Source organism: Arcanobacterium pinnipediorum (assembly GCF_023973165.1).
Classification (GTDB): domain Bacteria; phylum Actinomycetota; class Actinomycetes; order Actinomycetales; family Actinomycetaceae; genus Arcanobacterium; species Arcanobacterium pinnipediorum.
Window position 1 is genome coordinate 1813485 of the sequence record NZ_CP099547.1, and the last position, 13964, is coordinate 1827448.

Below are 13964 nucleotides of genomic sequence, written 5' to 3' on the forward strand. Positions count from 1 at the left end.
CGAGTGAAGCCTCTTCGCCCCATTCTGTCGTGACTTCTATCACGAATATCCTACCTTCCTTATGGCTAAACGTCACATCGAGATTTTGGCAATGTTCATCTCTGTCCCGCGCGCCCAGAGAAAATAGGCAGTATTCTGTATGTATGGCAACACAAAAACGGAATTTGACCTTCAAGCAAGCACTAGCCGCTCTGCTGTCATTCTTCTTACTCTGCGGACTCGGCGGTAGCCTGCTGGCAGCAATGGCTATCCCGGTAGCTGCCGCATCTGGCACGGCAGTTAATGCCATAACAAAAATTTTCGACGATCTACCAACGAACGTCGACTTTACGGTTCCATCCGAAGTCTCAACCATTGTTGCAGCCGATGGAACCAAATTAGCTAGCTTCTATTCGGAAAACCGCATCGTCGTCGGCTCGGAAAATATTTCCCAGTACATTAAAGACGCTGCCGTCTCGATCGAAGATCAACGCTTCTATCAACACAACGGCATCGACGCCCAAGGCATCCTTGGCGCAGCCTTTTCCAATCTCACAGGATCCTCGCTTGCAGGTGGCTCAACAATCACCCAGCAGTATGTCAAAAACGCGTTACTAGAAAAAGGACGTATCGAAGACGACGATGAACAAATAGCAGCCGCAACTGAACAAACAATTGCGCGAAAGCTCAACGAAGCACGCTTCGCGATCGCCGTCGAAAACCAAATGACGAAAGATGAAATCCTCACCGCATACCTCAATATTGCGCAATTTGGACCATCCCAATACGGCGTCGAAGTAGCATCTCGATATTTCTTTTCAAAACCAGCCAAAGATGTCACCTTGGAACAAGCCGCGATGCTTGCAGGAATCACCCAGGCTCCCGGACGTTGGGATCCGGTATCAAATCCCGAAGGCGCACTCAAACGCCGCAACACAGTGCTGGGAACCATGTTGGATCAAGGCTACATCACTCAAGAACAATACGATGGCGCTGCCGCAGTATCCATTGAGGATATGCTCCAAGTTTCACCTGCCTACAACGGGTGTGACGAGGCTGGAATATCGGCCAACTTCTGTGAATACGTTGTACGCGACGTCTTAAATTATGAAGAATTGGGTCAGACTCGTGACGAGCGCATCGCCAAACTCTACCGGGGTGGCCTAGTTATACACACCACCATCAACCCTACCGAACAGCAAATCGCATACGACTCCATCGTTAATCGGGTTCCAGTAGGCGATCCATCCGGTATCGACATTGCGTTATCCTCAATCGAACCTGGCACCGGAAACATCCGCGCAATGGTTCAAAACCGTCCCTTTGGCAACCCCTCAGAGGCACAGCCAAACGCAACTAAGGTCAACAATAACGTCGGCGAAGACATGGGCGGCGGCGCAGGCTTCCAACCAGGATCGACTTTCAAGATTTTCACCCTAGTGGACTGGATAGCTAAAGGACACAGCCCCTACGAGCGCCTAACTGGTTCGCGAAAGATCACCATTCCGGCACGCGACTGGAAAATTCCATGCGCTCCAGGGTTAGCAGATACGTTTAGTCCATCTAATAACGACGGCGAAAGCTTTGGACCGATTCCGTCGACTACAGCAGCAAAGTATTCAGTTAATACCGCCTTTGCCCAGATGTCGTCAAAACTTGATCTATGCGAAATCACTCGCACAGCAGAAATGATGGGTGCTCGCCAAGGTAGTTACATTACTCCGGACATCCTCGATGAGCTCCATCGAGCTGGCATGACGAATGTTAAAGAAGGCGATATTACCCCCATTATTCCGCGCCCTTCACAAGTCCTTGGTGTAAACCCGACCACGCCACTTTCGATGGCGTCGTCAGTGGCAACGTTGGGCGCAGATGGGCTTGCCTGCAAGCCGCATTCATTTACCAAGATCACTGACCGAGCTGGCAATGTTCTCGCAGAACGGCAGCCAGAATGCCGCCAAGTCATTGACAAAGACGTAGCGCGAACCGTCAATGGGATTTTGCAACTCGTTCCCCAACCAGGTGCTACTGGTTCAGCGGCACAACTTGCCGCCGGGCGACCATCTGCTGGCAAGACTGGTACGACGGATAGCTCATACCACATGTGGTATGTCGGTTACACCCCACAGCTTGCATCGGCTGTATGGACTGGTCACATGAATGGCAATATTCCGATGCTCGACGTTACCGTCAACGGTGTTTTCTACAGCATCGTCTATGGTGGAACGCTCGCCGCTCCAGCCTTCCGTGATTACATGAATCAAGCGTTGGCAGATCAACCTATTGTGCCATTTGCTCAACCCGCTAAAGCAATACAGCCGCCAGATACGCAAGCTGAAGATAGCAAAGAAAAAGATGAGGCAGAAAAGAAGGAGCAAGACCCGCAATCGGCGGTTCCTTCGGTCATCGGTATGAGTGAAGCTGATGCGGTTGCTACGTTGCAAGGCGCAGGCTACGTCGTTGCCGTCGGTAGTGACTACTCCGATCTGCCACGTGGTCAGGTAGCTCGTCAAGAAGTTGTCGGAGACGGCAGTCCCGGTAGTCGTGTTGATTTGTGGCTTTCGATTGGGCCGCGCCCATGACTAACGTGCCAGCACGAATCCTCGGGGGACTTATCGCTTCCGGCACCGCGATAACTGCTGGAGCTTTGGTTCATGCACATGCCTATACTGTTCGGCGGCGCACCGCTTTAATCCCGGCACGAGGGGCTTCACTATCACAGCCTGCCCAGCTGCGGATCTTACATATCTCTGATACTCACCTGGTGCCATATCAACGCAAACGGCGTAGCTTTATTCGTTCGCTCGCAGATTTAGGTCCCGATTTTGTGGTGGCTACCGGTGATCTTATTGCAGATGATAGCGCTATAGATCCGTTATTGGATGATCTTGGTCCGCTCTTATCTGTACCGGGCGCATTTGTTTTTGGGTCCAATGATTACTCTGGGCCAACGCTGAAGAATCCGTTGCGTTATCTTCTTGGTCCGAGCAGCAAAACGGCGAACGCGGATGAAGACGATTCTCCCGATGGCGCTCCACATTCTGGTAAGCCCTTAGCAACAGAGGTTTTACGGGACGGTTTGACCAGTGGAGGCTGGGTAGATCTCAATAATGCCCGCACCCGGATCAGTGTAAATGCTTGGACGCTAGATCTGGTAGGAATCGATGACCCGCATATCCAACGCCATGCCATGCCCGCTCCAGATAATAACGAAACAGTTGCGGGCCCTCATATGCGGATTGCTTTAGCTCATGCACCCTACACTTGGGTGTTGGATATGATGGCTGCAGATCATGCAGATCTGACATTCGCTGGCCACACCCACGGTGGCCAAGTTAATCTGCCTGGTTCGCGTGCGTTAGTTACCAATTGCGATCTGCCAACAGCTTTTGCAAATGGATTGTTCCGCTGGCCGCCTCATAATGACAATACAGACCGTGCGCGCGTGTTGAAGAAAAACGGCACGCTTGATGCCGCGGAGCATATGCTTGTCAATATTTCTGCCGGGATTGGCACATCGCCCTATACTCCAATCCGAACTTTTTGTGCTCCTGAAGCAATTATGCTCGATGTTGTTCAGTTGTAGGGCCGTAAAGGAATGTAGGGCCGTGATAGAAGAAGTACATGCAGATCATGTGTGATGTCTTGCGCAGGCTCGGGGCATAAATTTCCCAAAAAGCTCTCGTAGCGTTATCATTAACTGGTTGGTTAACAACGTTCACGGGGTGTGGCGCAGCTTGGTAGCGCGCTTCGTTCGGGACGAAGAGGCCGTGGGTTCAAATCCCGCCACCCCGACTCGTGTAATCTCCCCCGACTTATGTCGGGGGAGATTCTTTGCTTTTGGGGCTTTACACTTGGTAGCACCGGCTTGTAAGGCTGTTCGAACCGACCCGCACAGCCCGCCATAACACCAGCCGACTAGCCCAATCTCCCGGCGCATGCCGCAATCTCCCAGTCAACCTAACACAACACCCAACTAACCAGCTCAAATCCTCCATTAATCAGCCTAAAATCCTCGCTAGCCCGACATAACGCCCAGCCAACCGTCTCAATCTCTCGACGCCTTGTCGCGAAACCGGGGTATATGGGGTGATGTCCTCATATACGGGGACATCACCCCATATACCCCGGTTTTGGAACACGTTCCAGTCTGAGTCAGGTTTAAAATGAGGTTTGAGAGCGCCGATTAGCTGCGAAAAGTGCCTAACGCCCGGTTTGGATAGATTAGCTAGTTGTTGAACTGGCTAATTGCTGGTCTGGCTAGTTGCTGAACTGGCTAGCAGTCAGACCAGCAACTAGATTAACTAGCTGTACGATAACTGAGCAAGTTCTTCAGCCGTGGCGTACGAGGTCTGAGTACCTAGTTTCGTGACCGAATCTGCCGCATAACGATTTGCTTTGCGCAACGATTCAAGCACGTTTCCAGTTTTCACTAGGTAGTGACTAAAACAACCAATAAATGCATCTCCTGCACCTGTAGTATCACGAGCTTGAACAGTATGGGCACTAACGAGTTCATCTATTCCCTCAGCCATCCACAAAACACCACGCGATCCAAGAGTAACAATCACATTCTTCACCCCTGCTTCTAACAATGCTGAGGTAGCATTACGAACATCGTCAATCGTTTCAACTGGCATTCCAGTGAGCAAAGACAACTCTGACTCATTAGGCATGAAGTATTGACAATCCTTGACCTCAAATAAAAGCCTTATCTAACAAGGAACAACAGGTGAGCGGTGGAAAGTTTGAGATACTGGCGCCCGACTATTGCCTACTGATTACCAGATTCGGCACTACGTAACGCGGTGTGGTTAATAAGTAAAGCTCCAAGAATGCGGGCATTCTTGGAGCTTTACTTAGACTGTATTAGTTACATTAGGCAACTATGACAGATAGATTACTTCTTTGACTTAGTACCGGCGTAGATACCGATCGCAGCCATTGCGACGAGCGTGCAGACAACCCAGCGAATCCAGTCGATTCCGCCGGTGTTTGCCGGGTAACCGAAGATCGAGAGAGCCAAATTACCGAGGAGGACGCCAGCGACACCCAAAACTACAGTAGCGAGAACAGATAGCTCTGCACCTTTAAAGAACTTAGCAAGAAAACCGATAACTGCACCAAAAATAATTGTGCCAATAATATTGATCATAATAAGACCTTCCACTTTAACTCGAAAAATCGAGGGATAGTTGAAATATTTACATTCTAACCCTATCAGGCTCAGCGCAAATACGTTCCGAATCAGCTTATGGTGGAAAAGCTAGACGAGGCACATGCCATTCATCGAATCCGTTAGATACAAGCGAGCGACCACCGTTGAGGTAGTCGCTCGCTTGCCATGAGAGCCCTTAGCGCCGAATCAAAGTCGCACAAATCCTTGACCAGCAGGCTTTCAAATATTCACTTTCCGCATTCTTTAGGAGTTACACACTAGGAATTCCTTCAGATATACATATCTAAACATACTTAACTCGAAAACCAATGCGCACAAACTGGGAAAACCCTGAGAGTTTTAACGAACCTCCAACCACAGAAAACCTCGCTAAAAATCAGCGCTGTGACAGTAACGGATCGTTGCGCCACAAGATCGTCGGCTCACCCTGATAGCGCTTAACAGTCCACCACAGCCCTTCGATAAGAACCGCAGCAACCAAGCCAATAATCGCCGCCTGCTGCATGATTGCACCGTTAGATGAATCCAACATGAATATCTTTTGGGTGAAATCCCATGTGAAGATCACGCCATAACCCAGCAACGGCAAAACAACAAGAATCGACTTCCACCATGATAGCGGGCGAGCAATACACACCAACACCCACGTCGACGGAATAATCAAAGCCAGCAAAGCCGCCGTCGACTCTTCAACATAGACCTGACCGGAAACAAACTCGCCACCAGTAGCGGCCCAGAACGAAACAAACGCACTAATACCAACCACAACTCCAGCAGGTACCGCAAACCACAAAACACGGCGTACAAACCCCGAACGAGCACGTTGATTATTAGGCGGCAAAGACAAAACAAATGCCGGAATACCAATCGTAAACCAACCAGTAATCGTGACATGGATCGGCTGGAATGGGAACGGAATAGCCGAAATAATCACCAAAATTGCCAACACTGCTGAATAGATCGTCTTCGTCAAAAACAAATTAGCGACCCGCTCGATGTTACCGATCACGCGGCGGCCCTCAGCCACCACATACGGCAACGTTGCAAACTTATCGTCCAATAACACAATCTTGGCAACCGAACGCGTCGCCGGAGCACCCGAGCCCATCGCAACACCGATATCGGCGTCTTTTAACGCCAGTACGTCATTGACACCATCGCCAGTCATCGCAACTGTATGCCCGGCCTCTTGCAACGAGGCCACCATCGAACGCTTCTGATCTGGAGTGACCCGCCCGAAAACCAAATTATTCGCAACCTGCGCATCGAAATTCTCCGACGTCAACGTGCGCGCATCAATCGCCTGACCAGAATCCACACCCAACTTGCGCGTCACCGCACCAACTGAGGCCGCGTTGTCACCAGAAATAACCTTCACAGTCACATTCTGTTCCGCAAAATATTCCAAGGTCTGGGCAGCATCGGGACGAACCTTCTGCTCAAAAACTACCAACGCAACCGGTTCGACGTCGGTCAATTCAGTATCGTCATCGACCACCTGATCCGTATGGGCAAGCATAATCACACGCAAACCAGTCGAACCTAACTCCTGGGCACTCTTGGCATACGCGCTGCCTTCAGCAAGCACATCCGCAGCACCCAACAGCCAGCTACCGTGCTCGGCAAATGTGATACCTGACCACTTCGTCGCCGACGTAAACGCGTGCCGGCTGCGCACCTCCCACTTCTTAGTACCCGCATCCAAACCATGGGCCTCAATAATCGCTGCCATAGTAGAATTAGGATCTTGATCAGCACCACCTAACTGTCCAAGAACCTCCTCTAACTGTGCAAAACTCCATGTGCCAGAAGCAGAACGAGAATCAGCCAACCCGCCCTCGTCGTCAAACAAACGAATCGACTCAAAAATCATCCGATTCTCAGTCAACGTACCCGTCTTATCCGCACACACCACGTCCACTCGGGCAAGACCCTCGATAGCCGGCAATTCTTGAACTAAACACTTGCGCTTACCCAACCGGATAACACCCAACGCAAACGCCGTGGAGGTAATCAAAACCAAGCCCTCTGGAATCATCGGTACTAACGCACCCGAAATCTTCAAAATGACTTGATCCCACTGGCTCGTCCCCTGCGAAACCTGCGAATAAATAATCAGGATACCCACCGGAATCAAAACCCACGTAATATACTTCAAAATCGTGTTGATACCAGATTGAAGCTGCGATTTAGCCAGCGTGAAACGTGATGCCTCCGCAGTCAGCCGCGCCGCATACGAATCCGCTCCAACTTTCGTTACCCGATACGCGCCAGTACCCGAAACCACAAACGACCCAGACAAAATCTCATCATCTAGCTGCTTGCGCACCGCATCTGACTCACCAGTAAGCATCGACTCATCGATACTTAAACCGTCAGAGTCCACAACCTCACCATCAACAACAATCTGGTTGCCAGAACGCAATGCAATCACGTCGTCAAGAACCACATCTTCTTGGGCAACCTCGACGATCTTCCCATCGCGCCATACCCGCGGTTTTTCCTCGCCAATCAGCGACAGCGAATCAAGCGTGCGCTTCGCCCGCAGCTCCTGGACGATTCCAATACCCGAATTAACGATAATCAGCAGACCAAACGCCGCATTAATAATTGAACCGGTCGTCATCACCATAACAAACAGCACCGACAACATGGCATTAATCCGCGTAAACACATTCGAACGAATAATATCGCCCACCGTTTTCCCCGTACGCGGCGGCAACGTATTGACCCGGCCATCACGACGACGATCGGCCACTTCTTCAGATGTTAAGCCCAACGATAGCTTCTGAGACATAATCACTTCTTCTGGTAGAGAGACTTGCGCTGAAAGACCGGCTCGCTGGTCACGTACAATCCCAAATTACGGAAAATAGCCTCATCAACCGTACCCAGAATCGTCGTAACATGAACATCGCATCGAGCTAGATTCTTTAATTGTGCCATTGCATTGCGTGCATCTTGACTAGTACCAGCCGACACACTTAACGCAATCAAAACTTCATCCGTGTGCAGCCGCGGATTACGCGACCCCAAATGCTCAACCTTGAGTTTTTGAATCGGCTCGATCGACTGCGGCGACAACAACAAAGCCTCTCGGTCAATACCTGCCAACTGCTTTAACGCATTCAACAACATAGCTGCCGAACAACCCAACAGCTCCGAGGTTTTGCCCGTGACGATACTACCGTCGGGAAGCTCAATAGCAGAGGCTGGACTGCCTGTTTCCTCTGCCAACTTCAACGCCGGCGCAACCACATTGCGATCAGCCGTGGTCACACCCGCCTTGCGCATCACATGACGAACCCGATCCGAAAGAGTCGTATCCAAAGCTTCCTTGCGTTCTTCAACACGTGCCTGATAATAGCGGCGAATAATTTCCTGCCGGGAAGCCTCCCGCACCGCTTCGTCGTCGCTAATACAATAGCCAGCCATATTCACCCCCATATCGGTTGGGCTCTGGTATGGCGACTGGCCGGCAATCCGCTCCAACATTGTGCGCACCAACGGAAAGACGTCGATGTCTCGGTTATACGACGAAACTGACTCGCCATACGCTTCTAAATGGAAGGGATCAATAAGATTAGCGTCATCAAGATCCACAGTTGCAGCCTCGTAGGCTAAATTAACCGGATGCTCAAGAGCAACATTCCAAATCGGGAACGTTTCAAACTTCGCATAACCTGCCTTCGTGCCGCGCTTAGCCTCGTGATAAATCTGCGACAAGCATGTTGCCAGTTTGCCTGAGCCTGGGCCCGGAGCAGTCACAACAACAAGATCACGCGAAGTTTGAACAAAATCGTTCTTCCCTAGCCCTTCCTCAGAAACAATCACATCAACATTTGCCGGATATCCGGCAATCACGCGATGGCGAGCAACCTTAATTCCCATCCGCTCCAAGCGCTGCATAAACGTCACAGCCAACGTATTGGACTCATCGAATTGAGTCATCACAACATTTTCCACGAGGAAACCACGCTCCCGGAAAACATCAATCAGCCGCAGCACATCTTCGTCGTAAGTAATGCCAACATCCGAACGCATTTTTTGGCGTTGCAAATCCTTAGCATTCAAACACACGATAATCTCGATCTCATCTGCAATCTTTTCCAGCATAACGATCTTGTTATCGGGAGTAAAACCAGGCAATACTCGCGAGGCATGGTTGTCGTCAAACAACTTGCCTCCCATCTCAAGATAGAGCTTCCCGCCTATCTTCGCCCGCCGCTCCAAAATATGCTTTGACTGCATCTCAATGTATTTTTCGCGGTCGAACCCTACTGTGAAGGCCATGATTTTCTCCTTAATGTCCCCAACCATCTTCACTGGTGGAAACCGGTTTCCCCATAGTCAACAATTCGTCGCGAACAGTGACTCATCGCAATAATTCCTCACGTTCCCAACTCCTCATTTCCACCATAATAAGGAAAAGCTCCCTTGCCGAAATCATCATTCAGAACTGAGATGACTTCCAGGGAGCCCAACAATGGAGCTTACGCGCCATCGATTATCCTCGTCAAATGCTTAGCCTTTCTTCACACCAATTGAGTACCGGGAATGGCTGGGGTTGCGGGCCTGGTCAGCTAGGTTTGCTGGGGTATCTCGCTGGGGTAGCCACGACATCTGCCAAAACTTAGTACTAGAACAGACCGTAACTATGCCAGACCGCGACTAAGCCAAACCGCAACTATGCCAAACCGCAACTATGCCAGACCGAAACTATGCCAAACCGAAACTTGCACCTTTATCAGGCAATTCTGATTCTGCCGCTGCGGAGTCTTCCGGAACTCCAGCAAAATAACGAGTCATCTCGTCAAGGTTCGCGAGCGCGGCGTCGTCGAGATCAAAAAGCTCATCTTGCCCCGGTAACCAAGCAATTCCTGGCACATTCCACTTCTCGCGCTTCATCACCTTAGATACTTGGTGGGCAGACTTCCCAGTCAATCGATCAACATAAATTCGGCCGTGCAAATGGTCATACTCGTGCTGCATAATACGCGCGAACCAACCATCAGCTTCCAGCTCATACCATTGACCTTCAACGTCTTGGGCACGCAAAACTGCCCGAGGTGAGCGACGAAGTCCATACTGGTAGCCAGGGAAAGATAAGCATCCTTCCTCGTCGGCTGGCGTTGGTTCGAGAGTATCGACCGGTTCAATAAGTAGCGTCGGATTGATCGCCACACCTCGCTGCGGGCCCTTATGTTCTGGACCATCATACATCCACACGTACATCGCCAAATCGAGACCAATTTGTGGTGCAGCAAGACCTACACCAGGAGCGGCTTCACAGGTTTCAAACATATCTTCGGTGAGTTTTTTGAGCTTGTCATCGAAAACAGTAACTGGACGGCTGGTTTTGTGGAGAACCGGCGAACCATATACATGAATGGGGTAAAGCATATACCTAGACTACGCGATTGGCGGACAGATATGCATTCGATCCACCCGACTTTCCCGATTATCTGCCCGTCTGCCGGGTTGGTGAACCTCACCCTGTCCGCCGGATTGGCTACCCTAGGCTTGTCCGCCGGATTGGCTACCCTAGGCTTGTCCGCCGGATTGGCTACCCTAGGCTTGTCCGCCGGATTGGCTACCCATCCATTCACTCGCGAGATAGTTTTCTGCCACACAAACCAGTCAAATAACGTAAATCGCTCGTTTATCTGCTGTTCTATCAGCCCACACTGTCACGAAACCGGGGTATACGGGGCGATGTCCCCGTATATGAGGCGATCGCCCCATATACCCCGGTTTTGGCACAAGCATCCACCGACTTCAGCCATAATCCTCCCACCACCAGTCACACAGAGCACACCAACCACACGACTACCTTCCGTCGGCAGGCACCAACCACACCAGCCACTATTCTTAGAAAGCCTCAACCTGACCTTGTTGCTCGTCACCTAAAATACCTTCAACTTTATCCACAACCTGCTACCCTCAACATCGTTTTCCATAGGTAAGGGATATTCGTCCACTTTTAATCAGCCGCTCAGCCATCCTTGAGAGTATGGAAAAACGAGTTTTTCGTCGCCACCAACTACCTCATCCCTTTGTCACCAATAACCGCTTACTACAAAAGGCATGCGACGAAGGGATTATCATTCGGCTACCTCATCGCTGGTATGGGTCTCCATCAATTACTGAACTTGAACGGAATGCCGCACAACATGGTTACCTGATAGGTTGTTGTTCTGCTGCGAAAGAATGGGGATTGTGGGTCCCTGAGACACGATACCCGCATCTGATCTGCCGCAGTAGAGATTCTAGTGCTCGCGCTACTCAGCTTACGATTCATCGGTCACTGACCAGTGATGGGCTGCTCGGTATCCACCCGTCACCCGCAAAATCGCCCCATATTTATAGCACTCTTGTTGAATCTCTGGAACACATCGTGCGCTACCACCATGAAGAGACAGGTTTAATTGTTCTGGAATCTGCATTGAATCAACGGAAAATAGATATGCCCACGGCAGATAAGATCATTGCTGGTGCACAGCGCCACAAGCAACAAGTTCTTCGTAGACGAATACGTGATGCACAATCAGGCAGTGAAACCCGCGTGAGAAACTACCTTCACTCATTACGCGTCCCGGTTTCGGCACAGGTCTATGTTCCAACTGTTGGGCGTATCGACTTGCTCGTCGGAAGATCTTTATCTATCGAGTGTGATAGCACAGCGTTTCATAGCAAAGGGCTCAACGTCAACGAAGATCGATACCGGGATGCACAACAAACACTTCTCGGATATAAACATATACGGCTAAGTTATCAACAAATTTGGGGTGACTGGGAAAATACTAAGTCCTATATTCTTACCGTTTTAAGGACTCGGGAACATCTACTATTTCCGCGCCCGTTACTGTGATAAATCGTGAGGTTTGGGTAGCTACAGATAGCTCAGCGCCAGCACTTCGCAAATAGGGTCTATGGATACGCTAGACATGCACTGATAAGTAGAAGATAGGTCATGAGCAAATAGGATCGGAAATCTTATGAGAGCTATCCTTTTAAAGTATTCGCCATGAGTAGCTAGGTTGGATATAACTAGGGAGGACATCTCGAGGGTGTCAAGGGCAGATGAACCATCGGTAAAGCCGTACAAAACACTGTGGAATTCCCCTGAATATCTAGGGTGGCACATCTCAATATATGCAGCGCGGGTCAGGGAAGCTGGAAAAATGAACCTGACTAACGCCAACACCTCTGACATCTGCACACCGCCTGCTGATACCTAAGATCGGTGACAAAACCGGGGTATATGGGGCGATGTCCCCGTATATGAGGCGATCGCCCCATATACCCCGGTTTTGAAACATATATACCTGTTATTAGACTAAATCTATGCGCATCTGGACTCTTGAGCATCCCACCTTCGGTCGTTTCGAAATCATCGAAGCGCCTGCGGTAGAAATGCGCAGAATCGACCCGGAATGGGATGCGCCACCTGAATCAGAAACAGATATAAAGCCTGAAACTGACACAAGTACGGTCTCTAACTCCGGAGCCGAGACCACCACCAATCCGCAAGCTCAGACAACCTCCGACTCGGAAATCAACGAACAAAATCTACGACTTAAAAATCTCGCTCACAGGTTTGAACGCTGGGCAAACAGGTTACCTCGCGTGCTGGCTCCAATGAAGCAGCGATTCTTTGAATACACTGACCGAATCCGATCTAATGTTGGCAATCAAGTTGCTGTGCAACTCAACGGTCACACAATAGCTCGATTAGGTCACCCGCGTTGTGGATCTCTTGGGCTTCGCGCAATCTTTGCCGGTGAAGATGATTCTTCAGAAACTAGCCAATCTAAAGACTCCATCCAGCCCGAAGACACCAACCCAACCAAAGACAACGACCCAACCAAAGGAACCAACTCAGCTAAAGACACCAACCCAACCGAAAACATCACTATCTCCTATCCTGAACCTGGCGAATTCACAAACGTTTCCCTAGCTTCCAAACCGAAAATAGTGATCGAATCTTCACCGTTTGGGGATATTATTTCAGCGTATTACTTGGGCACAAATCAACCATTGGGTGCCAACCAACCACTAAACTCCAACCAACCAGACACCAACCAACCAGACACCAACCAACCGGATACCATCCAACCGGATACCATCCAACCGGATACCACCCATCAATCACCAAATCCAACCTCTCACACCACAATCACCCCAACCACAGACGGAATATTCGAATTCACTGCCCCGCAAAACAGCTACGCCGAAAAACGACAACTCATGCTAGAGGCCTCCCCGATAAAGCGCTTTTTCCTGCCAATTCTCATTGGTTTGGGCAAAGTAGGGTGGGGATGGTTTCTGTTTCTAGCCGTGCCTTTCTTTGAAGCTCTTTTTCACCCTATTTGGGATGCAGTTAAGTCTTATGTAAGCTGGATTTTCTCACCGATTGTCTGGTTGTGGACATCTTTTTGGTGGCTAATTGGAAAGATTTTATCGCCAGTATGGTGGCTGATAAAGAAAATCTGGTGGCCAATCGACTGGCTCTTCGATAAGCTCGGCGCGTTCTTGTCTCCAGTATGGGATTCCATCACGCACTTCTTTAAGTGGCTTGCTTCGTTCCTGCCAACCTTGCCCGATCTGCCCGATTGGCTCGCCTGGCTTGTTGACCATCCCAAACTATGGATACCGTTAGTAACCGGAGTTATTTTTGGAATTGTTGCCATCATTCGACACCAAAGAGTGCGACGCTATCGCAATAAAAACTCCGATTCACAATGATTTTCGCGATACTCATCCCTTTCTTATCTCCTTCGATACCGTGGTCCGGTGCAAAAAC

The 13964-nt window shown here is 50.0% G+C and carries 9 protein-coding genes and 1 tRNA gene; 5 read left to right on the forward strand and 5 right to left on the reverse strand.

What is annotated here, in order from left to right:
• Positions 1–143 precede the first annotated feature (143 nt).
• The 3 genes from NG665_RS08105 (at position 144) to NG665_RS08115 (ending at position 3774) form a co-directional block, all read left to right on the forward strand.
• Positions 144–2561 carry a transglycosylase domain-containing protein gene (locus NG665_RS08105; RefSeq protein ID WP_252673198.1) on the forward strand — a complete coding sequence of 806 codons (2418 nt, stop codon included), beginning with the start codon at positions 144–146 and terminating at the stop codon, positions 2559–2561.
• A complete protein-coding gene (locus tag NG665_RS08110; RefSeq protein WP_252673199.1) occupies positions 2558–3565 on the forward strand; it encodes a metallophosphoesterase in 1008 nt (335 codons plus the stop codon). Before NG665_RS08105 ends, NG665_RS08110 begins: the two co-directional genes overlap by 4 nt.
• Before the next feature lie 135 nt (positions 3566–3700).
• Positions 3701–3774 (forward strand) — tRNA-Pro (locus tag NG665_RS08115).
• A gap of 509 nt (positions 3775–4283) precedes the next feature.
• On the opposite strand, the gene NG665_RS08120 is transcribed toward NG665_RS08115, so the two are convergent.
• The 5 genes from NG665_RS08120 to def form a co-directional block, all read right to left on the reverse strand.
• Entirely contained in the window at positions 4284–4655 is a 372-nt protein-coding gene (locus tag NG665_RS08120) for a PfkB family carbohydrate kinase (RefSeq protein WP_252673200.1), read from the reverse strand.
• Positions 4656–4879: 224 nt separating this feature from the next.
• Positions 4880–5134: a GlsB/YeaQ/YmgE family stress response membrane protein gene (locus NG665_RS08125; protein WP_252673201.1), complete on the reverse strand. Its 255-nt coding sequence runs from the start codon at positions 5132–5134 to the stop codon at positions 4880–4882.
• Positions 5135–5534: 400 nt separating this feature from the next.
• Entirely contained in the window at positions 5535–7955 is a 2421-nt protein-coding gene (locus NG665_RS08130; RefSeq protein WP_252673202.1) for an HAD-IC family P-type ATPase, read from the reverse strand.
• A gap of 2 nt (positions 7956–7957) precedes the next feature.
• Positions 7958–9451 (reverse strand): DUF1846 domain-containing protein, encoded by a 1494-nt coding sequence (locus tag NG665_RS08135; protein WP_252673203.1) that lies wholly within the window; start codon positions 9449–9451, stop codon positions 7958–7960.
• Between the two features lie 426 nt (positions 9452–9877).
• Entirely contained in the window at positions 9878–10561 is a 684-nt protein-coding gene (gene def / locus NG665_RS08140) for a peptide deformylase (RefSeq protein ID WP_252673204.1), read from the reverse strand.
• Positions 10562–11171: 610 nt separating this feature from the next.
• Here def and NG665_RS08145 point away from each other — a divergent pair.
• Both NG665_RS08145 and NG665_RS08150 read left to right on the forward strand, forming a co-directional pair.
• Positions 11172–12029, forward strand: a complete 858-nt coding sequence (locus tag NG665_RS08145; protein WP_252673205.1) for a hypothetical protein — start codon at positions 11172–11174, stop codon at positions 12027–12029.
• 476 nt (positions 12030–12505) lie between these two features.
• Positions 12506–13906, forward strand: a complete 1401-nt coding sequence (locus NG665_RS08150) for a hypothetical protein (protein ID WP_252673206.1) — start codon at positions 12506–12508, stop codon at positions 13904–13906.
• Positions 13907–13964: the final 58 nt, after the last annotated feature.

Excerpts from the sequence above, each read along its gene's own strand:
- NG665_RS08105 (WP_252673198.1), top strand. The coding sequence starts at position 144 with ATGGCAACACAAAAACGGAATTTGACCTTCAAGCAAGCACTAGCCGCT.
- NG665_RS08110 (WP_252673199.1), top strand. The coding sequence starts at position 2,558 with ATGACTAACGTGCCAGCACGAATCCTCGGGGGACTTATCGCTTCCGGC.
- NG665_RS08120 (WP_252673200.1), bottom strand. The coding sequence starts at position 4,655 with ATGCCTAATGAGTCAGAGTTGTCTTTGCTCACTGGAATGCCAGTTGAA.
- NG665_RS08125 (WP_252673201.1), bottom strand. The coding sequence starts at position 5,134 with ATGATCAATATTATTGGCACAATTATTTTTGGTGCAGTTATCGGTTTT.
- NG665_RS08130 (WP_252673202.1), bottom strand. The coding sequence starts at position 7,955 with ATGTCTCAGAAGCTATCGTTGGGCTTAACATCTGAAGAAGTGGCCGAT.
- NG665_RS08135 (WP_252673203.1), bottom strand. The coding sequence starts at position 9,451 with ATGGCCTTCACAGTAGGGTTCGACCGCGAAAAATACATTGAGATGCAG.
- def (WP_252673204.1), bottom strand. The coding sequence starts at position 10,561 with ATGCTTTACCCCATTCATGTATATGGTTCGCCGGTTCTCCACAAAACC.
- NG665_RS08145 (WP_252673205.1), top strand. The coding sequence starts at position 11,172 with ATGGAAAAACGAGTTTTTCGTCGCCACCAACTACCTCATCCCTTTGTC.
- NG665_RS08150 (WP_252673206.1), top strand. The coding sequence starts at position 12,506 with ATGCGCATCTGGACTCTTGAGCATCCCACCTTCGGTCGTTTCGAAATC.